Here is a 26,243-nt window from a genome sequence, read left to right on the forward strand (position 1 = left end):
TCGAACACTGTATTACTTTTTAAACCGAAAACGCTACCGTTTTTATACGGAAAACCCGCGCTTCCGAAGGCAAAGAAACCGCAAACTTAACCAAAACCTTTTCATACAGGGTAAAGCTTACAAAAATTAACGTTTCTGCGGTTGTTGATATTCCGTGGTTTGTAGAAAATGGGACACACTAGACTGTCACCGTGGTCTCTCACCGTGGTCTGTGGCGCACATACCACTATACTGCCGCCCCAAGTTGTACGAACTTTAAACTTCAGTGCTTCGGTCTGTGCGCCTCAGACCGAGGGAAGTGAAAGTAAAGCCTCAAAAGGCAATTTTCTTTGAGGAAAACCCGAAAGAAAACCTCAGAGTTTGGCGCCGTAAGCCAGGTTACCTGCATCGCCGAGGCCGGGAATAATGTAACTAAACTCATTCAGTTTTTCATCTAAAGCGCCGAGCCAGAGTTTTACATTGGGCAGTTCTTGCTGAATATGCGCCACGCCTTCCGGACTTGCAACAGCCGCCGCAATGTGGGTTTCGCGGGGAACGCCGAAGCGCAGCATGGCCTGGTAAGTAAGCGCCAGAGATTTGCCGGTGGCCAGCATCGGATCTACCAAAAGCAGAATTTTATTTTCCAGCGAAACCGAGGTCATGTAATCTACCTGAATTTGCAGGTCGTGCGTTTTCTCGATGCGGTAGGCGGCTACAAAAGCACTTTCCGAGGCATCGAAATAATTCAGGAAACCGTGGTGGAACGGCAAGCCGGCGCGCAAAACCGTAGCTAAAACCGGAAACTCGATGGGCAGATTTACGGTGGTTTCGGCCAAAGGGGTTTGCACTTTTTTAGGCGAAAAAGGTAGCGTTTTGGAAATTTCGTAAGCCATGATTTCGCCGAGGCGTTCCAGATTCCGGCGGAAACGCATGCTGTCTTTCTGAACTGTTACGTCGCGGAGTTGGGCCAGAAAATAACTGGCAATGGAATTTTCTTGAGTAAGAATGTGCATTATTTGATCAGCAGTTTCAGGTACCAGGGTAAATTGTTCCGACTTACGGAAAGGTAAGTTACGGGTTTTGCGCCGAAACTGCTATAAAAACGTGCTAAGTTAGGAATACTGCTGCCTTCGAAATCAAAAATGGTGCTGGTGCCGGCGTATTGCTTTATTATTCGGCTGATCAGAAAAGGCATAGCGCCGTGCTGTTTACCAGTTTCGGAAGCGGCGCTGAACAGGAAAACAAGTTTGCCCGGTTGTTTCAGAAACAGCGCGCCGGCAATCAGTTCGCCGTTTTGCCGGATTTCGGAAAGCTGAGCCAACGAGTTTTGGAGCAGAAAAGCATACTGTTTTTCGAAGAGCGCATAATGCCGGTCTTTTACGTCTTTCAGTTCTTTGCCGCGCGTTTGCCGGTAAAGTTTTATGAGGTCGGGCAGGTTTTCTGTAGTGGCAACTTCGTACTTTTCTTTCTTAGCTTTTTTAATGTTGCGCTTCACGTTCGTGGAAAAACTTTCCTTTAAAACGCTGTATTCATAAGCCAGATTTAAATGGAACGTAACGCGCGGCACCGATAAAAACCCAGTCGGCAAAGGCCCTACTTCAAAGGTGTTTTGGGTGTTAAGCTGCAAATAAACTTTCCGGAATTGCTTCGGGATCTTTGCCAGAAACGTATTTACCGTGGTTTCCCGGCTTTCCGAAGTGGTAAACAAACCAAGCTGCTGCGAATGGAACGGCTGGTAAACGAACGGCTCGCCAAGCATTTTTTTAAACGGCAACGGAAAAACTGAAACGTACTTTCCGGCTTGCATTTCCACAATGGCATCCCAATTTCCGGACGTAGAAATTTCCAGATATCCGGAATACGCGTATAGCATTTGCTGCGCGGAATTTCGCACGCAATTGTCCCAAAGCGCAAGATCTATTTCGGAATGTTTCAGGTATTTCAGCACGAGCGCAAATTAGAGATAAATGAATTAAAAATTAGAAATTTACTTCGGGCGCCGGCTTTTTTCTGCAACAGTCTTTTATATTTTCATTTCGCCGGACAACTGTTCTTCACCAAAGCTTGTCTTTTCAGAAACCGCAACTCTCTTATTTTCTAACCCAAAACCCCGAAACGCAGTACATTGGTTTTCTGCCGCGGAATTCCGTTATTTCGCCTTTCTTTTTAATCCGGACATGAGATTTATTTTTAGTTTTTTCCTGCTTTTTGCTACCGTTTTTTCCGTTTTCGCACAAAGCACCTACGTTCCCTTAGATTCCGATAAATACCGTTTAATAGATCGTTACGCACTTAAATACGCCGACAGCATTCCGGAACTGCACACCGGCATTAAGCCGTATCTGCGGAAAACGGTAGCAAAACTGGCCGAAAAAGTGCTGCAGGACAGTGCCAATCTTTCCGCTGAAGACCGTTTTAACGCCGAATATTTGCTGCAGGACAACTGGGATTATACCGAAGCTGAACACAACGAAAGCCGCAAACCGATCCTGAAGCATTTCTTCCGCAACAAGACCGATCTTTTTCATGTAGAAACCGAAGATTTTACCTTGCGCCTGAACCCGGTTCTGCATTTTCAGTTAGGCAAAGATTCTGATTCCGATGGCTTGCGTTACATCAATACACGCGGTTTGCAGGCCGAAGGAACGATTGATAAAAAACTGAGTTTCTACACTTTTATCGGTGAAAATCAAGCCGTTCTTCCTCAGTATGTAAACGATAGAATTACCCGCGATACCATTGTGCCGCACGAAGGTTACTGGAAAAACTTCAAGGAAAACGGTTACGACTTTTTCACGGCGCGCGGCTACGTAAATTATGCTTTGAGCAAACACATAAATGTGCAACTGGGCCACGACAAAAATTTTATTGGCAACGGTTACCGTTCTTTAATTCTTTCAGATTACGCGCCGGGTTACTTTTTCCTGAAGCTGAACACGCAGGTCTGGAGACTGCAATACGAAAACATTTTTGCGAGTATGAACGCGGATCACAGCATCGGCGACAAACTATACCCGAAGAAATATTTTGCCTACCACCATTTAAGCGTAAACCTGAAACCGAACCTGAACATCGGCGTTTTTGAGAGCGTGGTTTTTGCGCGCGGCAAAGGCAATTTCGAACTCGAATACCTGAACCCGATCATTTTCTACCGCAGCATCGAACAACAACTCGGCTCCGAAGATAATGCCTTGCTGGGTATGGATCTGAAGTGGAACATCAAAAACCGCGTGCAAGTTTATGCACAGCTCATGCTCGATGAATTTCTGCTGAGCGCCATAAAAGAACGCAACGGCTGGTGGGCCAACAAACAAGGCGCGCAGCTCGGAGCAAAATACGTAGATGCTTTCGGCCTGAAAAACCTGGATCTGCAAGGCGAATTCAACTTCCTGCGGCCGTATTTATACCAGCACGAAAGCCGTTTTACCAACTACCAGCACTACCAGCAACCACTCGCGCACCCGATGGGCGCGAATTTGTCTGAATTAATTGGTATTGCTACGTACCAACCGATTGGCAAACTGAACATTACCGGGAAAGCCATTTTCACCCGCTTCGGCGCCGATACCGATTCTTCTAACTGGGGCGGCAATGTGCTGAAACCTTACGTACCGCACCCGCAGGATTTCGGCAATAAAGTAGCGCAGGGCAATACCACCAATTTGCTGCATTTAGACTTGACGTTATCGTATCAGCTAAAGCCCAACATGTTCATCGACCTGAGCCAGATCATCCGGAAAACTGATGCTGAACTGAATGAATTTGATAATTCTTCGTCGTTTTCTTCAGTTTCTTTCCGCTGGAATATCGGGCAACGGTTGCATGAGTTTTAATTCCATCCCTCTGTAGAGACGTAGCATGCTACGTCTTAATTTATTGCGACTTAAAATATCGCGATTGATTTTAAAGGTTTACTTCCGCCAAAATTTGGCAAAAATTGATTTGGAATGCGGGAGACGTAATATCCGGGAGACGTAGTATACTACGTCTCTACATTTCGTTTCAAAACGATATGGTTTTGGTCGCAAAAACTCGTCATTCCTAATTCTTAATTCCTAATTCGTAATTATAAAAAAAGAAGGCCGTACCTTTGCGGCGTGAAAACGTATTTACGCATTTTAAATTTTGCCCGTCCGTTCAGCCGTTATGTACCTATTTATTTTGTGTACACGCTGCTCGGCACTTTTTTTGGTTTACTGAATTTTACCTTTCTAATTCCGCTGCTCAACGTGCTGTTCGACGAAGTTCCGAAAAGCGAAGCGGCACAAATGGTGAGCCTACCGGAATTTTCGCTGACCATTGAATACGGCAAGGCGCTTTTTAACTACTATTTCGGTACCGTTTTGCTCGAAACCGGGAAAGCCGGCGCGCTGAAATTTGTCTGCCTTATCATTATCAGTTCGGTACTGCTTTCTAATTTATTCAAGTATTTAGGCCAGCGGGTAATTGTGAAACTGCGCGCGCGAGTGGTAAAAAACCTGCGCCACGATGTGTACGAACGCGTTACGCAACTGCAACTCGGCTATTTCACCAACGAACGTAAAGGTGACCTCATGAGCCGCATGACGAACGATGTGCAGGAAATTGAAAGCTCCGTGATCAGTACCTTAACCACGGTGGTGCGCGAGCCGATTGCCATTATCGGGTTCTTCATTATTCTGTTTACCATGAGCGTAAAACTGACCTTGTTCACGCTCATTATCATGCCGGTTTCCGGAATTATCATTTCCACGCTTTCCAAAAAACTGAAACGAAAAGCCAAGGAAGGACAACATTCGCTGGGTTCTATTTTATCGTTGATAGACGAAACGCTGGGCGGCATGCGGGTTATCAAAGGGTTCAATGCGCAGCCGTACATCATGCGGAAATTCAACGAAGAGAACGACCGTTACGCCGGCATTGTGCGCTCCATGTTCAACAGCCGCGACCTGGCTTCGCCCCTTTCCGAAGTGCTGGGCGTAGGCGTGGTTACTATCATTTTATACTACGGCGGAAGCCTTGTGCTGAGCAACCAATCCGAGCTTTCGGCAGCAGAATTTATTGCGTACGTGGTGTTTTTCTCGCAGGTATTAGTACCGGCCAAAGCGCTTTCTTCATCGTTCAGCAACATTCAGCGCGGTCTGGTAGCCGGCGAACGCATCCTGGCCATCATTGATACCCAGCCGGCCATTCGTGATAAAGCCGATGCCAAGCAATTACAGCAGTTCCAGAACCAGATCGAATTCCGGAACGTGAGTTTTTCGTATGAAAAGGATACCATTTTAAACAACATCAACCTCACCATTCCGAAAGGAAAAACAATTGCGTTGGTAGGTCCTTCCGGTTCCGGAAAATCTACCTTGGCCGATTTGCTGCCCCGTTTCTACGACCCGACTTCCGGCGAGATCTTAATTGACGGACATAATATACAGGATTGTACGCTGCATTCGGTCCGCGATTTTATGGGCATTGTAACGCAGGAATCCATTCTGTTCAACGATACCATTTTTAACAACATCGCCTTCAACAAAGAAAACCCGACCATGGACGAAGTGGTTGCGGCCGCAAAAATTGCCAACGCCCACGAATTCATCATGCAAACGCCGGATGGCTACAACACGCTGATCGGTGATCGCGGCAGCAAACTTTCCGGCGGACAACGGCAACGGTTGAGCATTGCCCGCGCCGTGCTTAAAAATCCGCCAATTCTTATTCTGGACGAAGCTACTTCTGCATTAGATACCGAAAGCGAAAAACTGGTGCAGCAAGCACTTACGAACTTAATGCAAAACCGCACTTCATTGGTAATTGCGCACCGCCTTAGCACCATTCAGCACGCCGACGAAATTATAGTCATGCAAAAAGGCCAGATCGTAGAACGCGGCACCCACGAAGAACTTTTACTACAAGGCGGCCTTTATTCCAAACTGAACCAGATGCAGGTTACGGCTTAAATTGTTTAATGGCTTAATGGTTAAATTGTTGATTGTTAAAGGATTTAATTAAAAACTGGTAAAACCAGAATATTTCTAATGTGCGGGTTTCTGACCAAATTAAAAACGATATGCTTTTTGCCTGAAAAACTCGTACAGAGCAACAATTTAGCCCTTTAACAATTAAACCATTAAAAAAATAAGTAGCTTTACTTTCCAGATTCCCCTTAAAATTTTAGCCTGATGGAAGCTTTAAGAAAACTTGTGAACATTATCGTGCTGCTTTTCTTAATTTATGCGCTGCTCGTTTTTCTGAACGTGATCAGCACCCAGTACCTCGATAATACTTTTACAGATTTCAGTCCGGAGAACTATTACAAAACCATTTTTGGCATTGCTGCAGGCTTGCTGCTGGTGTATCTGCTGGTTTCCAACATGGGCATTCTGGCTTTAAAACGCGAGCGCACCTTGCTGAACAACCGCATTAACGAGCTGAAAGCCAACCTATACGATCGCCGCGTGGAAGATACCCGCGACCAAACCAGCCAAACGCGTCCGGCTACCAACCCGACTTCCAAACCAGATCCGATCTTTCCGCCCGACAACCTGCAATAGTTTTTTTATCATGACTCACGCCGAACAGATTTTAGCGGAACTAACCGAAGCCCAGCAGGTTCTAAGCACTTTTTTAGCCCAAAAGGATACCGTTTTGCTGATTGAAAAAGCGGCCGGAATAATGGCAGAAACGCTGAAGAACGGCGGCAAAATTTTAAGCTGCGGCAACGGCGGTTCCATGTGCGATGCCATGCATTTTGCCGAAGAACTCTCCGGCCGCTACCGCGAAAACCGCAAAGCTTTAGCTGCTCTTTCTTTGTCAGATTCCGCGCATATCAGCTGCGTAGCCAACGATTACGGTTACGATTACGTGTTCTCGCGCGGCGTAGAAGCGTTTGGCCGCGAAGGCGACGTTTTATTGGCCATCAGCACCAGCGGAAATTCCAAAAACATACTTTTAGCCGCCGAAGCCGCCCAAGAACTAGGCATGAAAGTAGTAAGCTTAACCGGCAAAGACGGTGGCAAATTAGCTGGCTTATCAGACGTAGAAATCCGCGTGCCGCACTTCGGTTACGCCGATCGTATCCAGGAAATTCACATCAAAGTGATCCATATTTTCATGCTGCTTATTGAAAAGCAGCTGGCGTAAAAACCCTTCATTCCTGACTTTCAGGTATATAAAATCTAGCCATTAAACTTATTTGTATTACGAAATTTAGTTCGGCGAAATTTAGCTGACCGCTAATAACTCGTTGCTAATACTTTTCCAATCCAAAACCGTATCGTTTCCCCTTTATTCTCGGTCTGTGGCGCACAGACCAAAGCAATACCGCAAAACTTCAACTCAAAACGCTATTCTTTTTGCACCAAAAACTCAGAAGGGCGCCTGCCACAATAAAAATCACATGGCACGTTTATCTAAAGCGCCTTTAATACTAAAATTCGGCAGATTCATAACAGAATAAAATAACAGCGCAAGTAAGCAATCACCTTCAATTAATGCCTTTCTCAATATGTAACAAGAAGCCTTGAAATGTTATTAAAAAGGCTATACTTATGGTTAATTATCCGCATGGCATTTTCCTGAACTAAGCCATTTAAGAAAGCGTACAAACCAAAGAAAAATATACTTCGCCATTACTTGAAATCTTGCTTTGCTGCTTGCAAACAAGTAGATGGCTTAAAATTAGCTCTCTAAAAAAGCAGCCACGGTTTCCTACAAGTCAGGCTCTGGCTTTAATAACTTCTGATAATAATATCTACCCAAACAAAGCAGGTAGCATAAAAAATTGAATCCAAACATTCAATTTTCAGATCTGTTAAAGAGCACTTCTTCCACCTCCGATCTTCCGAATTTAGGAAAACAAAAAAGGCCGCTACAACTCGACGGCCTTTTAGGGTTATTATTCAGCCTTTCGGCATATACTCTTGATAAGTGCATCATTACCAACAATTGCCACACCTCCCCTTTTACACTTCGCTAAAAGTAAATATGCGCTTTAAGTAAATAGTTGCGGTAAAAAGCTGACCAGGAATAACACTCGCAGAATTGCCCCTTGCAGCATAAGGCATAGTAAATTAATTATTTTTTATGATGAAGAACATATCCATACTTTCATTAATTCTCGCCTCCTTTGGGATGCTTACAGTAGCCTGCGAGAAGGCAGAATTCGAAAAAACCGGCGCAGTTATTTCTTCAACAGCTACAGGCGCAAGATCACCTAATTTATTATATGAAGAAGATATGGAAGGTTCTTCCATTTTCTCTACGGCGCATGCAATTGAGAATTGTGGCACCACCTGGACTTTATCGACAGTAACGAACCCGGCTTACCAGGGTGCAAAGGCTGCCCGCTTCGAGATCCGGAAAGGTCAGCCCCTCGTTTCCAAAGGCATTCGCTCCGAAGTAACCATAATTAAAGGAACAGAATACCCGAATTTCCCGCGCGACATCTGGTATTCTTTTGCAGTCTTTTTCCCCTCGGTAGGTTTTGAGTACGACGATACCCGCGATTGTATTAATCAGTGGTACGAAGACGGAAGTGACGAAACGACGATCCGGGCTCAACAGGACAAATTATTTCTGGAAGTAACGCCGCCTTTAAAGTCATCTACCCTAATGAAGTACGACCTGTTCGGCACAACTTCAAACGCAAACTCAATCAACGGTTTTAATAATATTCCCAAAGATAAGTGGCACCAGTTCGTATTTCACTTCATTCACTCCAAGAATTCGGATGGGCTGATCGAGGTTTGGCGCGATAGCGTAAAGATCCATACAATTCCGGGGCGCAACATACATTTGCAGCTGCCAAAATGGAAAATCGGGATCTATAAATCATCGTTCCAGGACAAAAGCTCCATCCACACCTCCAGAGTGGTATATTACGATAATGTAAGGGTTGGAAATTCGAATGCGTCGTTTACAGAAATGATTGGCGATACGACTAATATTAATCCTCCCCCGCCGCCGCCAACCAATGCCGGAGTGGTGAGTTATACCTTAGTAAATGCATCCACAAATCAGGATATCAAAACTTTAACAGATGGTGAAATTATTAACCGTAATGCGCTGGGTGTTTCTAAATTCAATATCCGCGCGAATACGGCCACAGGCAGCGGCCCGGTAGTAAAGTTTATAATGAGCGGCGCAGTTGCTAAAACCGTGATCACCGATGTAGCGCCTTATGCCTTGTTTGGTTACAAAAATGGCCGTTATAGTGTATGGACAGCGCCTGCTGGTAACTACCGACTAGAAGCCAATGCCTACTTAGGCACGAAGAACAGTCTTGGTGCCGCAACCGGAACCCCGTACGTAATCAATTTTACCATTCAATAATGGCAACCAGCGCTGTTTGATTTTGGATAGCTTACAGATTTACTTCTTAAAACGGTATACTTGCAGTAACAAAAACTCAAAACTATTTCTGCCGGAAATAAAAATTCCTGTACTCCGGAATTTATTTCTTACACCTACTGTTGGCAGACAAATTTTCAGAGAATCTGAATTAAAAACGGTACCCTTCAGAGCAAAAAAAGTATGCTTACCAAAACTTACGGCAGCGCTGTTTTCGGCGTAAACGCGGCCACCATTACCATAGAAGTAAACGTAACGCCTGGCACCAAACTTTTCATGGTAGGCCTCGCCGACAGCGCCGTGAAAGAAAGCGAACAACGCATCGAATCGGCACTGAAACATTACGGGTACCGTATGCCGCGCCAGAAAGTGATCATCAATTTAGCGCCCGCCAACATCCGCAAAGAAGGTTCAGCCTACGATCTGCCTATTGCGCTGGGAATGCTTGCTGCCTCCGAACAAATGCCTGCCGATAGATTAGGGGACTATTTAATTATGGGCGAATTGTCTCTGGATGGTGAACTAAGACCTATAAAAGGTGCGTTGCCCATTGCCATTCAGGCGCGAAAAGAAGGTTTTAAAGGCATTATTCTGCCCGCCCAAAACGCCCGCGAAGCTGCCATTGTGAATAACCTGGAAGTTTACGGCGTTAAGAATATAAAAGAAGCTATTGGTTTTTTCTGGGGCGACGATCCGATTGAAGCGACTAAAATAGATACCCGCGAAATTTTCCAGAGTAACGTAGATAAATACCTCGCCGATTTTGCCGATGTGCAGGGCCAGGAAAATATAAAACGCGCGTTAGAAATTGCCGCCGCCGGTGGTCATAACGTCATTATGGTCGGGCCTCCGGGTGCCGGTAAAACCATGCTGGCTAAACGTTTGCCATCTATTCTACCGCCATTAAGCCTACATGAAGCTCTGGAAACCACCAAAATTCATTCGGTAGCCGGTAAATTGGGCGAAGCTGCTTCTTTGCTTTCTACCCGGCCGTACCGCGCGCCGCACCACACCATTTCCGATGTGGCTTTGGTTGGCGGTGGCGGTAATCCGCAACCCGGCGAAATTTCGCTTTCGCACAACGGCGTTTTGTTTCTGGATGAACTTCCGGAGTTTAAGCGCACGGTTTTAGAAGTAATGCGCCAGCCGCTGGAAGAACGCAAAGTAACCATTTCCCGCGCCAGAATTTCCATCGATTTCCCAGCCAATTTCATGCTCATTGCCAGTATGAATCCGTGCCCCTGTGGCTACTACAACCATCCCGAGAAAGATTGCGTTTGCGGCCCCGGCGTTGTACAGCGTTATCTGAACAAAGTTAGCGGCCCGCTTTTAGATAGAATTGACCTGCACGTGGAAGTAACGCCGGTAACCTTCGATCAGATGACGGAAACCCGCAAAACTGAAAGCAGCGCCGTAATTAGGGAACGTGTAATAAAAGCCCGCGAGGTACAATCAACCCGTTTTCAGGAATTCCCGGAAATTCATGCCAACGCGCTGATGCCGTCGCAAATGGTGAAAGATATTTGCCAGATAAACGAAGCCGGTAAAAAACTGCTAAAAACCGCTATGGAACGCTTAGGACTTTCGGCGCGGGCTTATGACAGAATTCTAAAAGTAAGCCGCACCATTGCCGACCTGGCCGGAAGCGAAGAAATAAGAGTAGAACATTTGGCCGAAGCCATTCAATACCGCAGCTTAGACCGTGAAGGTTGGGCTGGCTAGACAAAAAAATATTGTTCCGCACAACAAAGTAGAAACCGGCTTTTGGCCGGTTTTTTGCGTTCAGGGCCTTCCGAAATGCTCTTAAAATTATGAATTATCCAACAAAACCCAAGCTAAACAAACCAGCGGCGGATAATGTTTGAAATTATTTTTTTTATAAATTTATTTAAATTATTTATAACTATTTTACTTTTAACCCCGTAAATGTTCAAAATATTATTAGATATTTTAAAATACTCTCTCAACCTTACTTCCGAATTGATTATGAAAAAACTATTACTAGGCGCATTCCTGGTACTTAGCGGTATGGCGGTACAAGCGCAGGACATTATTCGTCCATTATCTGTTGGTATTAGAGCAGGAGCCAACATGGCCAACATCCTCAAAGACGGTTCTTCAAGCAAAAGTATTTATGGTGTAAATGCCGGAATAACTGCAAATTACCTCGCCAATAAAAAACATGCAGTCCGGACGGAGCTTTTATATTCCGACAAAGGCTTTGAGCAATCGGAAATTAATGTAAAAAATTCGCTGACGTATCTGGAAATGCCGGTGCTTTATAAACGTTCGTTCTTCTGCTACAGAAAAGGCGGCAATGTGTCGGAACGGAACCGCAAAGGGAATTTCTTTGCATTGGTTGGCCCGCAATTTTCAGTGCTCTTAAACTCTACAGCCGAAATTCAAAACTCAGCGCTGGTTGCTGAAGGCGCTGCCACTACCACCGATCTGTATGCCTACACGCGTCCTTTCGATATCAGTGCCGTTGCAGGCGTAGGTTATTGCCTTAAAAATGGCCTTTCTATAGACGCCCGCTATGCTTTGGGTTTACGCAATCTGCATGGTTCGCCGCACGCACTCATTCCGCAAAATGCTACAAATTCCACTCTTCAACTGGGTATAAGCTATTTAATGCCGGTAAATTTCTAAGAAATAAATTCCTGATCCATACATTAAAAATCTGACCTGAAAGAACTGCTTCGGTTTATATAAAACTGAAGCAGTTTTTTTATGCTTTTCTGCGTAATTTTGCCCCATGATCACGATCCGCGACGCTAAAATATCCGACTTGCCCGAAATTGTGGCAATATACAACTCCACTATTGCCGGCCGCATGGTTACCGCCGATACCGAACCCGTAACGGTAGCAGAAAAAACAGCCTGGTTCGAAAGCCACAACCCGGAAAAGCGCCCGCTTTGGGTAGCTGTGGAAGATGAACAAATAGTAGCCTGGATCAGCTTTAAATCGTTTTACGGCCGCCCGGCATACGACCACACCGCCGAAATTGCGATCTATTTACGGGAAGATTACCGTGGACAAGGCATTGGGCGGGAATTGCTGGAATACATAATTAAACTGAGTCCGAAACTGAAGATCAAGACTCTGCTGGGTTTCATTTTTTCGCACAACGCACCAAGCATCGGTTTATTTGGCAAAGCTGGTTTTACCATCTGGGGCCATTTACCAAAAGTTGCCGAAATAGAAGACAAAGAATATGATCTGCTTATTCTGGGACTGCGCCTGAAAACCGTAGATCCTAACGCTCCGGAAGTTATTCCCGGCCCTTCGCTGAATTAATGAGTGAATGGTTAAATGGTTGAATGGTTGAATTTACTTATCAAAAATAACTCAATCTTTTATTCACAAGCATTATACATTTTTTGTCCCCCTTTGGAGGGGTTTAGGGGGAGGATGTTCACTTTATCTGATAATTCATAAATCAGGAATGCGTGAGTCCTCCCCCTAGCCCCCTCCAAAGGGGGACTTTCTTCCTGGTTGCGTAAAGTCAGTTTTTCAAGCATTCTCCAATTCAAGCATTCAAAACCGATACCCCACCCGATACTCCAGTACATCGGCGGCAAAACCGTGAATCTTGAGATCGAGCGCGGTAAATATTTTGGGAGTGAAGTGGTATTTTAAACCCAACCGTTCGTAATAGGGCGTTCCTGATTTATAAGGCCGGTAAGCGTAAAAACCCAGTTGCGTTTCCAGCGCAAGATCACCGAACCATAATTCATGCCCCAGAAATACGCCTATTTTTTTTGTATCCGGAAAAGGTTTGCCGGTTAACGTAGTATCGGTTTGCTGCTGCACTTTCAGGGAACGATCGTAAAATCCTTCGGCGCCAAAAACCAGGTTACTTTTGCGGTTTAAAGGTTTTGCGGCCGCTAACGATACCGATTGCACAAAATATTTTCTGGTATCCAACGGACCGATCTGTCGCCAGCCGGCGGTTGTGCTTATCGTGTATAGCAGTTTTTTATTGAATTCGGGTAGCGTTTTTGGTTCGGTAATATAAGCCGGAACGGTATGGAAATTGACGCCAAAACTCATGGTTGGAATATTAATGCCCAGGTTCGGTTTTTTAGTTGCGCCGTTGGAATAATGATTCAAGCCTAAACCCAGCAGCAACGAATAATGCGGCGCTACGCGATAATCATATTCGAAACGGGTTTGCAACGCAGCATTTATAGCTGAACTCGCTACGCTGTTTTTATGATTCGTTTCCTGGTCATAGCCTTCGGTTAAATACGCAACACCCAGGCCCAGCCGGTAATTCAATTCGCCTTTTCCGGCGCGCAACAGCGTTTTATTAATGTAGGTGCTGGCCGCAAAAGATCTTCCAAGTTTCGGATTATGGTAATTGAAATACACCAGCGAATAGCCAACTTTCGGGAATTGGTAAAGCTGGTGCCAGGCTTTTTTGCCGGTAGTTTGTTTCTGCACATTCAGCTCAAAACCAGTGGGGTGCGAAACCGCTAAATGTTGCATGAGCGGCGAATGTGCAATTATAAATCCGCCGTGAGCATACGCACCAAAAATACAGGGTTGTGCCGCCTGCTGCGCAAAAACCCCAATGCTGATCAAGGCAAAAAACAAAATAAGGCAAACGCGCATGCAGCTAAACTAAATCTCAGACAATTTCAGCATTACGGGCTAGAAACCCAAATCGAGGCTAACCGACAAGGCAGAATCATAAAATACCATTGCCAGAACCACAAATTCCGCAATTCGCATATTCGATCATTTTTAACTCACGTATAGTCCAGAAAAACGCTATCTATTTTTATGAAAAAACTACTTTTGCTGGCGCTGCTGGCATTTTCCGGGGTTGAAGCTATGGCCCAGGATTTCCGGTTTGGAGCCAAAGGCGGTTTAAATTATTCGGGACTAACCGCTAAAGGCATAAACGAAAAAGGTTTTGATAACAAGTTGGGCTGGCATGCGGGCCTAATGGTGAATATCCAATATCCCGGCAATACCTGGTTCTCCATTCAGCCGGAATTACTTTACACCCGAAAAGGCTATGAAAATTTCAGCGACCCGGTAGAAATAAGAGACGGACAACAGAATTTACTTTATACCGAGCAACAGGGAGGCATCGTGCGGCTTAATTACCTGGAATTACCGATAATGCTCAATTTTAAATTAGGGCTTTTGATCTTTGAAGCCGGCCCGCAGCTTTCTTACCTGGTTGGTTACCACAACGATGCTTTTATTACGCAAACCTTCCCCGATGGGTCCGATAGCAGCACCGACAGCCCCATACGCCAATATAGCCAGGACAGGCTTCATAATTTCGATTTTGGTTTGGCTGGCGGTTTGCGGCTAGAGGGTTCTAACGGCGCAGCCTTGGGCATTCGGTATTCGCAGGGTTTCCGGAAACTGGACGATGCCGACACACTGGCGCCCGGCGTTCCGGCTGCTCCCAATGCCCGAAACCAGGTTTTGCAGCTCTATGTATCGTATTTAATTCCTGAATAATTCTCAGACAAAGGTTGTATTTTGGGAAGTTCACCTCCTGAAACCTCATCAAAACCGTCCAAGCATTGCAACACCTAAAAGGTGGGTTTCCAGACAATTACACCACAAAAATTAGAAGTTTAATATATTTCTAAAAAAAAATATTACCAAATATCAATATAATTTTTGCAACTCTATTCCCCGATTACGTATAGATAGCAGAAATACAATTACACCAATAGTCAAAATAAAACTAATTATTACACTAAATTCTATTACTATGAAAAAGGCGTTACTATTAATTGTAGCAGTTTTTGCTTTCAGCTTTGCCAATGCCCAAGGCTTCAAATTCGGGGTGAAAGGCGGCGTAAACTACTCTACTGTTTCCGGCGGCGATAAAGAAGATTTCTTTGGCGATCCGGATTACAAAACCAGCTACCACTTTGGTATTTCCACCCTGTATGAGATCGACGATTTCTGGGGCATTAAACCGGAATTACTTTACACTTCTAAAGGCTACCAGTTGAACAATAAATTCGATAACGAACTTGGTGGCACTACCGATCTGGAAGTTAAAACAAACCTGAACTACATTTCCCTGCCAATTCTGCTGAACATTAATGCCGGTGGCTTATACTTTGAACTGGGACCTGAACTGGCTTATTTAGCAGCAGCAACCGGCGAGGTAAAAGTTGATAAAAGAGATGCCAACGACAACAAAATTAACGACGATAAAAATGAATACCAGATTGACGAAGATGCTTATGCTGGTTTCGATTTTGGCTACGTAGCCGGTATTGGTTACCAGTCTGACATGGGTTTAGGCATTGGTCTGCGTTACAACGGCGGTGCTAAATCTATTTTCGACACCAAAGACAGCGAAGAACCGAACGTTAAAAATTCTAACTTCATGCTTTCTTTAAGCTGGATGTTTGGCGGCAACTAAAAACGCTATCCTTTCCGCTTCAAAAACCCGAACCGCTCCACCCGGCTCGGGTTTTTGCTTTTTTAGAACATTTAAACTTTTCCCGCCGGAAAACGCTATGATTTTGGCCCGAAAAACCCGTAGCTTACTTCCTGCGTTTGCCCAATATTACCCGCAAAAAACGAGTATCTTTGCAGCCAGAAACAGAAACTGATTCCGATTGAAAGTAGCCGATTTTCTTCAACTTTACCGCCACGACGGGCTGGTGCAAACCATTGCCGAACACCTTCGCACGTCTGAAAAAAGCCGTTTGCAAATTAAAGGGTTAGTTGGCAGTCAGGATGCCGTGTTGGCTTCCGCGCTTTACACCGCCGCCGATCACCACAATATTTTCATACTCCACGATAAAGAAGAAGCCGCCTATTTTTTAAGCGATCTGCAAGCTTTGGTCGGCGACCAGAAAACGCCTTTGCTTTTCCCTACTTCCTACAAAAAAGCGTACCAATTCGACGAAACCGAAAACGCCAACATTCTCATGCGCGCCGAAGCCCTGAATCAGCTCAGCGCGCGCCACCCCAAAGGCGAATTAATTGTAACGTATCCGGAAGCGCTCACCGAAAAAGTGATCAACAAAAAATCGCTGGTTGCCAATACGTTCGGGGCGAAAGTCGGCGAAAAACTGGACAGCAATTTTCTTTCCGAACTGCTGGCAACCTACGACTTTGAGCGCACTGAATTTGTTTACGAACCGGGTCAGTTTGCCATTCGCGGCGGCATCATCGATATTTTTTCCTACGCCAACGATTTGCCGTATCGTTTGGAATTGTTCGGCGACGAAATTGAAAGCATCCGTACGTTCAACCCCAACACGCAGCTTTCGGTAGAAACCAAAAAGCAGATTTCCATCATTCCGAATGTTCAGACGAAGCTTTTACAGGAAACCCGCGAATCGTTTTTAGCTTTCCTGCCGGAAAACACGCGCTTGTGGTTTAAAGATGTGCGGCAAACGCTGGAAGTAATTAAAGACCAGTTCGACAAAGCGGCCCAAGCTTTTGAGCAAATGTTACAGGAAAGCAGCGGCGTGCAAATTGTTTCGAACCCGGAACAACTTTTTGAGAACGGCAAAGACTTTAAAAAGCAACTGGAGAACTTCGATATCCTGGAATTCGGCAAGCGTTTTTACTTCAAAGAAGCTACCATTTTTCCGTTCCCCGGCCATCCGCAACCGTCGTTCAACAAAGATTTCGGCCTGCTGGTAAAAAACCTGCATGAGAACCAGGCGAAAGATTACGTTAACATCATTGCTGCCGAATCGCCGAAACAGATCGACCGTCTCACCACCATTTTCGATGAGCTTGATCACGACGTACGTTTCCAGCATCTATTAATTTCCCTGCGCGAAGGCTTTATCGATGATCAGTTGAAACTGGTTTGCTACACCGATCACCAGCTTTTCGAACGCTTCTACCGCTACAAAGACAAACCGAAATTCAGCAAAAATAAGGCGCTTACTTTAAAAGAACTCCGAACGTTACAACCCGGAGATTACGTTACGCACCAGGATTACGGTATCGGAAGATTCGCCGGTCTGGAAAAAGTAGACGTAGGCGGAAGATTGCAGGAAGCCATTCGGTTGGTTTACCGCGACGACGATCTTTTGTACGTTTCCATTCATGCGCTGCACAAGATCAGCAAATATTCCGGCAAAGAAGGCACGCCGCCAAGCATGAGCAAACTGGGTTCGCCGGAGTGGGAAAACAAGAAAAGCAAGGTCAAGAAAAAAGTTAAAGACATTGCCGAAGAACTCATAAAACTCTACGCCAAACGCAAAACCGCGCCCGGTTACGCTTTTACTTCCGATGGATTTTTGCAAGCCGAACTCGAATCTTCTTTCATTTACGAAGACACCCCGGATCAGGCTAAAGCTACCGAAGACGTAAAAGCCGACATGGAACAACCGCACCCGATGGATAGATTGGTTTGCGGCGACGTAGGTTTCGGTAAAACGGAAGTTGCGATACGCGCGGCCTTTAAGGCGGCCTGCGACGGAAAACAGGTTGCCGTGCTGGTACCAACTACCATTCTGGCCATGCAGCACTACAAAACCTTCCGCGACCGTTTGGAGAAATTCCCGATCACGGTGGAGTTTGTGAATCGCTTTAAATCGCCGAAGCAGGTAAAAGAAACGCTCAAGCGCGTAGGTGAAGGAAAAGTAGATATTCTGATAGGCACGCACCGCATAGTAAGCAAAGATGTGAAGTTCAAAAACCTGGGCTTAATGGTGATCGATGAGGAACAGAAATTCGGCGTAAAAACGAAGGAAAAGCTGAAAGAAATGCGCGTGAACGTCGATTCTTTAACGCTTACCGCCACGCCAATTCCGCGTACGTTGCACTTTAGTTTAATGGGCGCGCGTGACCTGAGCGTAATTGCTACGCCACCGCCCAACCGCCAGGGCGTTCAGACCGAATTACACGTTTTTGATGAAGTAGTGATCCGCGATGCCATTAGCTACGAACTGAAACGCGGCGGCCAGGTTTTCTTTGTGCATAACCGCGTGAAAGACATCGATGAAATTGCGAACTTAATCCTGAAACTCGTGCCGGATGCCAAAGTTACCTTCGCGCACGGGCAGATGGACGGCGACACGCTGGAAAAACGCATGATGCAGTTCGTAGATCATGAATACGACGTACTGGTTTCCACCAACATCATCGAGTCCGGGCTGGATATTCCCAACGCCAACACCATTATTATTAACCGGGCGCACATGTTCGGTTTGAGCGATCTGCACCAGATGCGGGGCCGTGTGGGAAGAAGCAACAAACGGGCTTTCTGCTATCTGCTCACGCCGCCGGTTTCCGGGTTGCCTTCCGATGCCCGCAAACGTTTGAGTACGCTGGAAGAATTCTCCGATCTGGGCGATGGCTTTAAAGTGGCAATGCGGGATTTGGATATTCGCGGCGCGGGAAATTTACTGGGCGGCGAACAAAGCGGTTTTATCAACGATCTGGGTTTCGATATGTACCACAAAATTCTGGACGATGCGGTGAAGGAACTGAAAGAGGGCGAATTCCGCGAACTGTTCCAGACCGATGTGGACAAGCTGAACGAATTCCTGGATTTGGTACGCGAATGCAGCATAGAAACCGACCTGGAAGTTTTGATCCCGGAAACGTACGTAGCCAATATTTCGGAGCGTTTGAATTTGTATAGCAAGCTCGATAACGTAAAAGACCGGGAAAGTCTGGAAAAACTTCAGGCTAGCATTATCGACCGGTTTGGAGCGTTGCCAAGAGAAGTGGTGCAGCTTATCGAGATCGTAAAACTCCGGTGGGATGCGCAGGAAATGGGTTTTGAGAAACTGACCATTAAGCGCGAAACCATGAAAGGCTACTTGCCGGCCGAAAACAACGAAAAATATTTCCAGTCGGAAACCTTTGGCCGTGTATTAGGTTATGTTCAGGCGCACAGCAAATCTTCGAGGCTTAAAGAAAGCAAAGACAAGCTCATTGTGATCTTCGACAGCGTAAAAACCATAAAGGCAGCCCGGGAAATTTTTGCAGAATTACTGGAAAAACGCTAGGGCTTTTAACGATAAAAAGTGGCCTGTTCACGGAAAAGCAGTATACTAAACAGCTGATAATTAAAAATATAAAATTTTACTATCTTAGACTTATAGTTTTATTGCTTTTCACATATCACACTATTAACACAAAGTGATTATTTTAGCATTGCCAAATTACGCCTTCTCAAGAAATGGTTATTTAGCCGGTTCACTATGCAAACCCATACTACTGCTGCAATAGATTACCACACCCTGTTTGCTTCGCTTCCAGGCTTATATCTTATCCTTTCACCCGAACTCACCATTCTCGATGCCTCGGATACGTATCTGAAAGCGACGCTAACTGAACGACAAAACATTAAAGGGAAGCATATTTTCGAGGTTTTTCCGGATAACCCTGAAACCCCGGAAGCAAATGCGACAAACAACCTGGGAAGATCGCTGCAACAGGTTCTGAAACGTCGCAAGCCGCATTCTATGACTGTGCAGCGCTACGATATTCCCCGGCCGAAAAGCATTGGCGGCGGTTTTGAAGAACGCTACTGGCTGCCTACCAATTACCCGGTACTTGATGGGCAGGGCAGACTGCTTTACATTGTGCACCAGGTAATAGACGTTACCATGCAGCAAATGGCCCAAAACTACATTCAGAACAACCGCGAACGCATTGAAATTCTGGCTCAGGCCAATTACGATGTGATCTGGGATGTAGACCTGCTGAGTAACCATATCTGGTGGAGTGAAACCCTGAAAGATGTCTTCGGATACGACATTCATGACCTGCCTTTTAACGAAGACTGGGCTGAATGCGTGCACCCGGAAGATCAGGAACGCGTGGTAACCGGCATGACCGCTGTAATTGAAAAAGGGGGTAAAACATGGACCGACAGTTACCGTTTCCGGCGCAAAGACGGCACTTACGCCAACGTAATGGAACGCGGCTATATTCTGCGCGACGAAACGGGTATTGCTTACCGGATGGTAGGTTCTATGTTCGATATTACCAAACAGGTTAGCACCGAGCAACAACTTAAAGATAGCAACGAACGTTTCCGCCAGTTACTCGATTCGCTGCCAAACCTGGCGTGGTATTCTGAGCCAGGCCATGGCCCGGGCAAAGGCATAAAGTATTTAAATAAGGCCTGGTATGCCTACACCGGTTTGCCCGAAACCTTATTGGGCGGCGGTGAAAAAGTGATCCATCCGGAAGACCTGGCAGGGGTTACCAAAATGTGGACCACATGTGTAGAGAAGCAGGAAGTTTACGAACAGGAGATCCGGCTGATGAATATGCGTACCGGCGAATATCGTTGGTTCCTTTCAAGAGCCGTACCTGTTTGCGGCGAAAATGGCATTATTTCGTTATGGCTGGGCACCTGCACCGATATTGACGATCAGAAAAAAGCCATTGAGCATAGCCAGAAACTTATTGCCGAACTGGAAGAAAGCAAAAGCCATTTCAAACAGATCATCAACGCCATTCCGCAACTGATCTGGACAACTTTTGCGGATGGCTCGCCCGATTATTTTAACCAGCGCTGGGCCGATTATACGGGCCTTTTAATGATCAATAATAATTCAGATATCTGGAAAAGACTGGTGCATCCAGAAGATATTGAACACTTAAAAGCCTGTTGGCAAAATGCGCTCCAAACCGGAAAATCTTTTAATGCAGAATACCGCATAAAGGGCGCCGACGGTAATTATAAACGGTTTTTAAGCCAGGCCCGGCCGTTGCATAATGCAGCCGGGAAAATTGAAAAATGGTTTGGCACCTGCACCGAAATAGAAAATAATGACAGTTGCTGATCTTACTGTAACGCTCATTCAACCAGAACTTTCCTGGGAAAACCGGGCAGAGAATCTCAGGCTTTTAACGCAAAAAATTTCTGCGATAACCGAACCGACCGATCTGATAATCCTGCCCGAAATGTTTACCACCGGTTTTAGCATGAACGCCGGAAAACTCGCCGAAAACATGGCCGGGCAAACGGTAAACTGGCTTCTGGAAATGGCTAAAATAAAGAATGCAGCAATTTGCGGCAGCATCATTATCCAGGAAGAAAACCAGTATTACAATCGCTTGCTTTGGGTGCAGCCCGACGCCCGGATATTTACTTACGACAAACGTCATTTATTCCGGATGGCGCATGAAAACGGTAGCTTTTCGGCCGGAAAAAGTAAACTGATCGTGCCTTGGAAGGGCTGGAAAATTTGCCCGTTGGTCTGCTACGATCTGCGTTTCCCGGTTTTCAGCCGGTGGACCAAACAGGAACCTTATGACCTGCTGCTTTACGTAGCCAACTGGCCTGAAAAACGCGCAGCCGCCTGGAAAACCTTATTGCCCGCCCGCGCCATCGAAAACCTGAGCTACTGCATTGGCGTGAACCGCGTAGGCAAAGACGCAAACAACATCCAATATTCCGGCGATTCTGCCATCTGCACGCCGCAAGGCAATACTTTTTTTCTACCTTCCCATACCGAAGCTGTTCACACCCAAACCTTGAGCCACAACGACCTGGAGAATTTCCGGCAACGTTTTCCGGCATTTGAAGATGCTGATGCGTTTGAATTGCAATAAAAAAACGGTACACTTTTCAATTAAGAAAGTGTACCGTTTCTGACTTTTTAAGGCTAAAACCCTACCGTTTTTTAAAGCACTTTTTCATGCTGAAACAATAGCGTTTTATTTGTTAACCACAAACGTGCGGCCCGTAGAACGGAAATCTTTGGTAGCAATTTTCAGGAAATACACGCCAGGTTTCAGGCCCGCAACGTTAAGCTGATGCTGTTTGCCGAAGCCATTGGTCTTAATAGAAACTTCACGGCCGGCAGCATCAAAAACAACAATTTCCACATTTTCGGCGGCGGTAATATTTACTATTTCTTTGGCCGGGTTCGGATATACGTTCAGTTTGAGATCGGCAGCAAAGTTTTCTTTCACCCCTAACTGCACGGTGCTGTTGTTTTTCAGAAATACCACACCGCCGCCGCTGGTACCAATTACCGCTTCCGGCTTCGAATCGCCATCCAGATCGGCGAAAGCAGAATAGAGCGACTGCCCGAATTTGCTTGGCTCGTACACATTATTTATAGTGTTTAAAAGCACATCCGTATAAGCTGTAAAATTACCGGTCAGGTTGCTCATCACGTCCGAATAAACTTCTATCCGGCCACTATTCGCTACCGTTACCATATCCACTTTGCCGTCGTTGTTCATATCAATAATGGTAGGCTGAATATCTCTGTAAGGGAAATCCCACGGAATACCGCCAAAATCAGCATCTTCTATTTTCCACGACTGATAGCTGGTAGCATCAGCACCTACCCGCTTGTAATACCGAATCACGCCAGGGTTTGGCAGCGATGGTGGTTGGGTATACGTTCCTAAAAGCAGATCCAGGTCGCCATCGCCATCCATGTCGTAAAACAACGGCGAATCGTAGCCTTCGGTATCTAAAGCCATGCGTACCTGGTTGGCGCGCGAAAACTGATAAGGCAGGTTTGGCTGCGCCTGGTTCGGAATAAAATCTACGTAGGAGGCCGCGCCGCTGCTATGCAGATATTTGATGATCAGGTCTTTGCTGCCGTTGCCATCTACATCGCCAAACTGCAGTTTAATATCTTTAATATCTGCCTGGCTAAATTGCAGGTAATCCGGATCGGTAAGCTTGAAGATCGGGTTGGTGGCCGTTCCTACGTTGGTAAACAAACTAACCGTACTCAGAAACTGATTCTGACGCGTATCGGCGTAATTTCCGATCAGTAGATCCTGATCGCCGTCAGCATCAATATCGGCAAAAACCGGGCGGGACCATTCGCCCACATCAATCATTTTATCTTGTAGGAAATTGTCTTTCTGGTAAACAAAAACCGGCGCCGCACCCGCAACAGCCATGTTCTTATAGAACCAGGACGTTTTGCTCATACCAACTTTCTCAACTTTATTATTATCGATAAAAGGCGCTACCAGCAGGTCTTTAACGCCATCAAAATCCACATCTTCGAAATAAGATGCCGGATAATTATGAACAACAGCCTGCGTGGTATTAGGCGGGTAAACGGAATTTAAACTCGCATTATTCATGCTGGCTAAAGCCGAGGTTCCGATATTGGTCATCTGCACCAGATCGGAGCACATATCGGTACCTACCAGAATGTCTTTATCGCTGTCATTATCCAGATCTAAAGCCAGAATGGAAGCACCGCCGCCGTGGTTCGTGCCGTTGGTTTTGCAGTTAGAAGCATTGTTGAAAGTAAAGGAATTGCAAAGTCCGGCATTGGTGCAACGGCGGATACCGGCCCAGCTCATCGCGTCTTTCGTAAACCGGAGGCTATCGTTGTTATTAAATAATTCCTGGCTCTTGTTTTTGAAGTGATACACAAAAGTGCCGTCATTTTCATCGAAACTCAGAATATCCAGGTCACCATCGCCATCGATGTCTGCAATAGCCGGCAAAGTGTATGTACCGGTAAGCATGGCGTCGTTCTTGCCGTAAGTATCCTGTTTCAGAAACCGCTTTGGCCCGAAAGTTACCGGGCCGCCAGCCGGGGTAATATTCTGGTAAACTACCAGGCCTAAAGGTTCCACTGAAAAAATATCTTTCTTGCCATCGCCATCATAATCGCGCAACAGCACCCAATGATCCAGCTTGGCCGGAAAAAATGCTTCGTACTGCGGCGCCGGCTTCCACTGCCAGGTTCCGGTAGAATTATCGGCTAAAAACGTGTTGGAGCGCGTATTTTCCCGGTCGAAAATGTAAAGATCTTCTACCCCATCCTGGTTCAGATCGATCCGGGAAAAAACTGGGGAGTTCAGGCCGCCTACCCAACCATGTTTTAAGGTATCGGTTCCAATTACTATTTTTACATCGTTCTTCTGCTCAAACAAAAAACCCTGCTGCGCATACGCATTGGTAAAGAACAGCAGTAACATGGCGGTAAAACAGTGTTTCATAACGGCTTGAATATAAATTTCGACTTATAAAATTAACAAATAATGGCGGAAAGCATTCCCTCTCTCTATAAAAAATTCCTGACCTGCGATTTCGTAAGTACCGATTCCCGCGCGGATCAGCAGAATTCCATGTTTTTCGCGTTGAACGGCCCGAATTTTAAAGGTGCAAAATTCGCCCAAGCGGCACTGGAAAAAGGCGCCCGCTACGCTATTGTAGAGGACGAAGAAATGGCCTCCGACCGTTGCCTGTACGTGGAAAATACTTTGGAAACATTGCAGCAGCTTGCCCTTTATCACCGCAAACATCTTAGCATTCCGGTTATTGGCATTACGGGCAGCAACGGCAAAACCACCACCAAAGAGCTCACCAACGCTGTTTTAAGCCGGAAATTCAATACGCTTTATACCATCGGCAACCTGAACAACCATATTGGCGTGCCCCTTACCTTGATGCGCATAAAACCCGAACACGAAATGGCCATTATTGAAATGGGTGCGAACCACGAAGGCGAAATTGATATGCTTTGCCGCATTGCTTTACCCACGCACGGCATTATTACCAATATCGGGAAAGCGCATTTAGAAGGTTTCGGCAGCCTGGAAGGCGTGGCGCGAGGCAAAAGTGAACTTTACCGGTTTGTAGATGAAACGAAAGGCACCATTTTTCTGAATACCAACTCCGACCATTTGCAACGCATGAGCCGCCGCATCGAAAACAAGATTACATACCCGAATACCGGCGATTATCTTCATTTCGAATTGCTGGAAACCAGCCCGAATATTATTTTCCGTGACGAAGCCGGGCAGGAAGTAAAAACCCATTTAATGGGCTCGTACAACTTCGACAACATTGCCGCGGCAGCCTGTATCGGGAAATATTTTAATGTGCCGGCAGAAAAAATAAACGAAGCGTTAGCCAATTACATTCCGGCCAATAACCGCTCGCAGATCATAGAAAAGAACTCGAATTTTATTTTGCTCGATGCCTATAACGCTAACCCAAGTTCCATGGAAGCGGCCATTAAAAACTTTGGCAGCAGTGCCGGAAGCCCGAAAGTTTTAATTGTCGGCGATATGTTTGAATTAGGCAACGAAAGCGAAACGGAACACCGGAAATTAGGCGAACTGATCGCGGCGCAGCCTATAGAAACGGTATGGTTATGTGGCAAAGAAATGGCCGCTGCGGCAAAGGCCAACTCCAATATCAAACATTTTGCAACCAAAGCTGAACTGGAAAATTACCTGCAGCAAAATCCGGTAAAAAACAGCTATTTACTGATCAAAGGTTCGCGCGGCATGGGTCTGGAAACGCTATTGAATCTGCTGTAAAAAGTAACAGGCAATTCCTATTCAGCAGTTGTACATAAATTAAAAAAGCAAAAGCCCGGCACAGCAGTACCGGGCTTTTTAAATGGCATCGTTTTGAAGCGTAAAAGTCAGAAGACCGAACGCCTGAAATTAGAACGCGGAAATAAATCCTTCTAAACCTGGCAGAACCTGGTCTTTCTCCGATACGATCGGGTCTGTTACGTTCCAGTCAATATTTAGCGCAGGGTCGTTCCAGAGCAAACCGCCCTCCGATTCTTTGTTGTAATAGTCAGAGCATTTGTAGAAGAATGTAGTATTGTCTTCCAGGGTTAAAAAACCGTGCGCAAAACCCGCCGGAATAAAAAGCTGGTTGCTTTGCTCGGCGTCTAAAACCACTTTTAAATGCTGGCCATACGTCGGAGAACCTTTGCGGATATCTACCACCACATCCAGCGCTTTACCGGAAAGTACACGCACCAGTTTCGCCTGGGCAAAAGGCGGTTTCTGAAAATGCAGACCACGCAAAACATTCTTTACAGAAAACGACTGGTTGTCCTGCACAAATGCCACATTCACGCCCAGTTTTTCCAAAGCCTGGCGGTTATACGATTCCATGAACCAGCCACGTTCGTCGCCGAATTTTTTTGGAGTATATTCTATTACGCCTTTTAAATGATGCTCTTTATATTCCATGTAAGTTAAATTTTGCTTTTAGTTT

Annotated in this window: 19 protein-coding genes; 14 read left to right on the top strand and 5 right to left on the bottom strand. The window is 45.7% G+C overall.

Going from position 1 to position 26,243, the window contains the following annotated elements; genetic code table 11:
* Positions 1–353 precede the first annotated feature (353 nt).
* On the bottom strand, positions 354–992 hold the full coding sequence (gene upp, locus ACFPIB_RS11020; RefSeq protein ID WP_378017511.1) for a uracil phosphoribosyltransferase: 639 nt from the start codon (positions 990–992) through the stop codon (positions 354–356).
* A complete protein-coding gene (locus ACFPIB_RS11025; protein ID WP_378017512.1) occupies positions 992–1,927 on the bottom strand; it encodes a GNAT family N-acetyltransferase in 936 nt (311 codons plus the stop codon). Before ACFPIB_RS11025 ends, upp begins: the two co-directional genes overlap by 1 nt.
* A gap of 229 nt (positions 1,928–2,156) precedes the next feature.
* Here ACFPIB_RS11025 and ACFPIB_RS11030 point away from each other — a divergent pair, with 229 nt between their 5' ends.
* From ACFPIB_RS11030 to ACFPIB_RS11065, 8 genes are all read left to right on the top strand, one after another.
* Positions 2,157–3,812 (top strand): hypothetical protein, encoded by a 1,656-nt coding sequence (locus ACFPIB_RS11030; RefSeq protein WP_378017513.1) that lies wholly within the window; start codon positions 2,157–2,159, stop codon positions 3,810–3,812.
* Positions 3,813–4,076: 264 nt separating this feature from the next.
* The gene (locus tag ACFPIB_RS11035) at positions 4,077–5,912 is read left to right on the top strand and encodes an ABC transporter ATP-binding protein (RefSeq protein WP_378017514.1); all 1,836 of its coding nucleotides are present in this window, start codon (positions 4,077–4,079) and stop codon (positions 5,910–5,912) included.
* A 222-nt stretch (positions 5,913–6,134) separates the two neighbouring features.
* On the top strand, positions 6,135–6,506 hold the full coding sequence (locus ACFPIB_RS11040) for a hypothetical protein (RefSeq protein WP_378017515.1): 372 nt from the start codon (positions 6,135–6,137) through the stop codon (positions 6,504–6,506).
* A gap of 10 nt (positions 6,507–6,516) precedes the next feature.
* A complete protein-coding gene (gene lpcA / locus ACFPIB_RS11045; protein ID WP_378017516.1) occupies positions 6,517–7,095 on the top strand; it encodes a D-sedoheptulose 7-phosphate isomerase in 579 nt (192 codons plus the stop codon).
* A 942-nt stretch (positions 7,096–8,037) separates the two neighbouring features.
* Positions 8,038–9,285 (top strand): polysaccharide lyase, encoded by a 1,248-nt coding sequence (locus ACFPIB_RS11050; RefSeq protein ID WP_378017517.1) that lies wholly within the window; start codon positions 8,038–8,040, stop codon positions 9,283–9,285.
* 201 nt (positions 9,286–9,486) lie between these two features.
* Positions 9,487–11,025 carry a YifB family Mg chelatase-like AAA ATPase gene (locus tag ACFPIB_RS11055; protein ID WP_378017518.1) on the top strand — a complete coding sequence of 513 codons (1,539 nt, stop codon included), beginning with the start codon at positions 9,487–9,489 and terminating at the stop codon, positions 11,023–11,025.
* Between the two features lie 264 nt (positions 11,026–11,289).
* A complete protein-coding gene (locus tag ACFPIB_RS11060) occupies positions 11,290–11,952 on the top strand; it encodes a porin family protein (protein WP_378017519.1) in 663 nt (220 codons plus the stop codon).
* Positions 11,953–12,058: 106 nt separating this feature from the next.
* On the top strand, positions 12,059–12,601 hold the full coding sequence (locus tag ACFPIB_RS11065; RefSeq protein ID WP_378017520.1) for a GNAT family N-acetyltransferase: 543 nt from the start codon (positions 12,059–12,061) through the stop codon (positions 12,599–12,601).
* A gap of 240 nt (positions 12,602–12,841) precedes the next feature.
* Here ACFPIB_RS11065 and ACFPIB_RS11070 read toward each other — a convergent pair whose 3' ends face one another.
* Positions 12,842–13,921, bottom strand: coding sequence for an acyloxyacyl hydrolase (locus tag ACFPIB_RS11070; RefSeq protein ID WP_378017521.1), 1,080 nt, complete (start codon positions 13,919–13,921; stop codon positions 12,842–12,844).
* A 171-nt stretch (positions 13,922–14,092) separates the two neighbouring features.
* Between ACFPIB_RS11070 and ACFPIB_RS11075 the strand changes: the two genes are divergently transcribed.
* From ACFPIB_RS11075 to ACFPIB_RS11095, 5 genes are all read left to right on the top strand, one after another.
* Positions 14,093–14,788 carry a porin family protein gene (locus tag ACFPIB_RS11075; protein ID WP_378017522.1) on the top strand — a complete coding sequence of 232 codons (696 nt, stop codon included), beginning with the start codon at positions 14,093–14,095 and terminating at the stop codon, positions 14,786–14,788.
* 259 nt (positions 14,789–15,047) lie between these two features.
* Positions 15,048–15,713, top strand: coding sequence for a porin family protein (locus tag ACFPIB_RS11080; protein WP_378017523.1), 666 nt, complete (start codon positions 15,048–15,050; stop codon positions 15,711–15,713).
* 199 nt (positions 15,714–15,912) lie between these two features.
* Positions 15,913–19,278 (top strand): transcription-repair coupling factor, encoded by a 3,366-nt coding sequence (mfd, locus tag ACFPIB_RS11085; protein WP_378017524.1) that lies wholly within the window; start codon positions 15,913–15,915, stop codon positions 19,276–19,278.
* A 195-nt stretch (positions 19,279–19,473) separates the two neighbouring features.
* Complete coding sequence (locus ACFPIB_RS11090) at positions 19,474–21,069, top strand: PAS domain-containing protein (RefSeq protein WP_378017525.1); 1,596 nt, start codon at positions 19,474–19,476, stop codon at positions 21,067–21,069.
* Positions 21,056–21,841: an amidohydrolase gene (locus tag ACFPIB_RS11095; RefSeq protein WP_378017526.1), complete on the top strand. Its 786-nt coding sequence runs from the start codon at positions 21,056–21,058 to the stop codon at positions 21,839–21,841. The genes ACFPIB_RS11090 and ACFPIB_RS11095 overlap by 14 nt, the downstream gene beginning before the upstream one ends.
* A gap of 105 nt (positions 21,842–21,946) precedes the next feature.
* Here the strand turns inward: ACFPIB_RS11095 and ACFPIB_RS11100 are convergent, their stop codons facing one another.
* The gene (locus ACFPIB_RS11100) at positions 21,947–24,217 is read right to left on the bottom strand and encodes a T9SS type A sorting domain-containing protein (RefSeq protein ID WP_378017527.1); all 2,271 of its coding nucleotides are present in this window, start codon (positions 24,215–24,217) and stop codon (positions 21,947–21,949) included.
* 42 nt (positions 24,218–24,259) lie between these two features.
* On the opposite strand from ACFPIB_RS11100, the gene ACFPIB_RS11105 reads away from it, so the two are divergent.
* Entirely contained in the window at positions 24,260–25,546 is a 1,287-nt protein-coding gene (locus ACFPIB_RS11105; protein ID WP_378017528.1) for a UDP-N-acetylmuramoyl-tripeptide--D-alanyl-D-alanine ligase, read from the top strand.
* A gap of 129 nt (positions 25,547–25,675) precedes the next feature.
* Here ACFPIB_RS11105 and rfbC read toward each other — a convergent pair whose 3' ends face one another.
* The gene (gene rfbC, locus ACFPIB_RS11110; protein ID WP_378017529.1) at positions 25,676–26,218 is read right to left on the bottom strand and encodes a dTDP-4-dehydrorhamnose 3,5-epimerase; all 543 of its coding nucleotides are present in this window, start codon (positions 26,216–26,218) and stop codon (positions 25,676–25,678) included.
* Positions 26,219–26,243 lie beyond the last annotated feature (25 nt).

Origin of the sequence: Adhaeribacter terreus (assembly GCF_042657365.1) — a bacterium.
GTDB lineage: Bacteria > Bacteroidota > Bacteroidia > Cytophagales > Hymenobacteraceae > Adhaeribacter_A > Adhaeribacter_A terreus.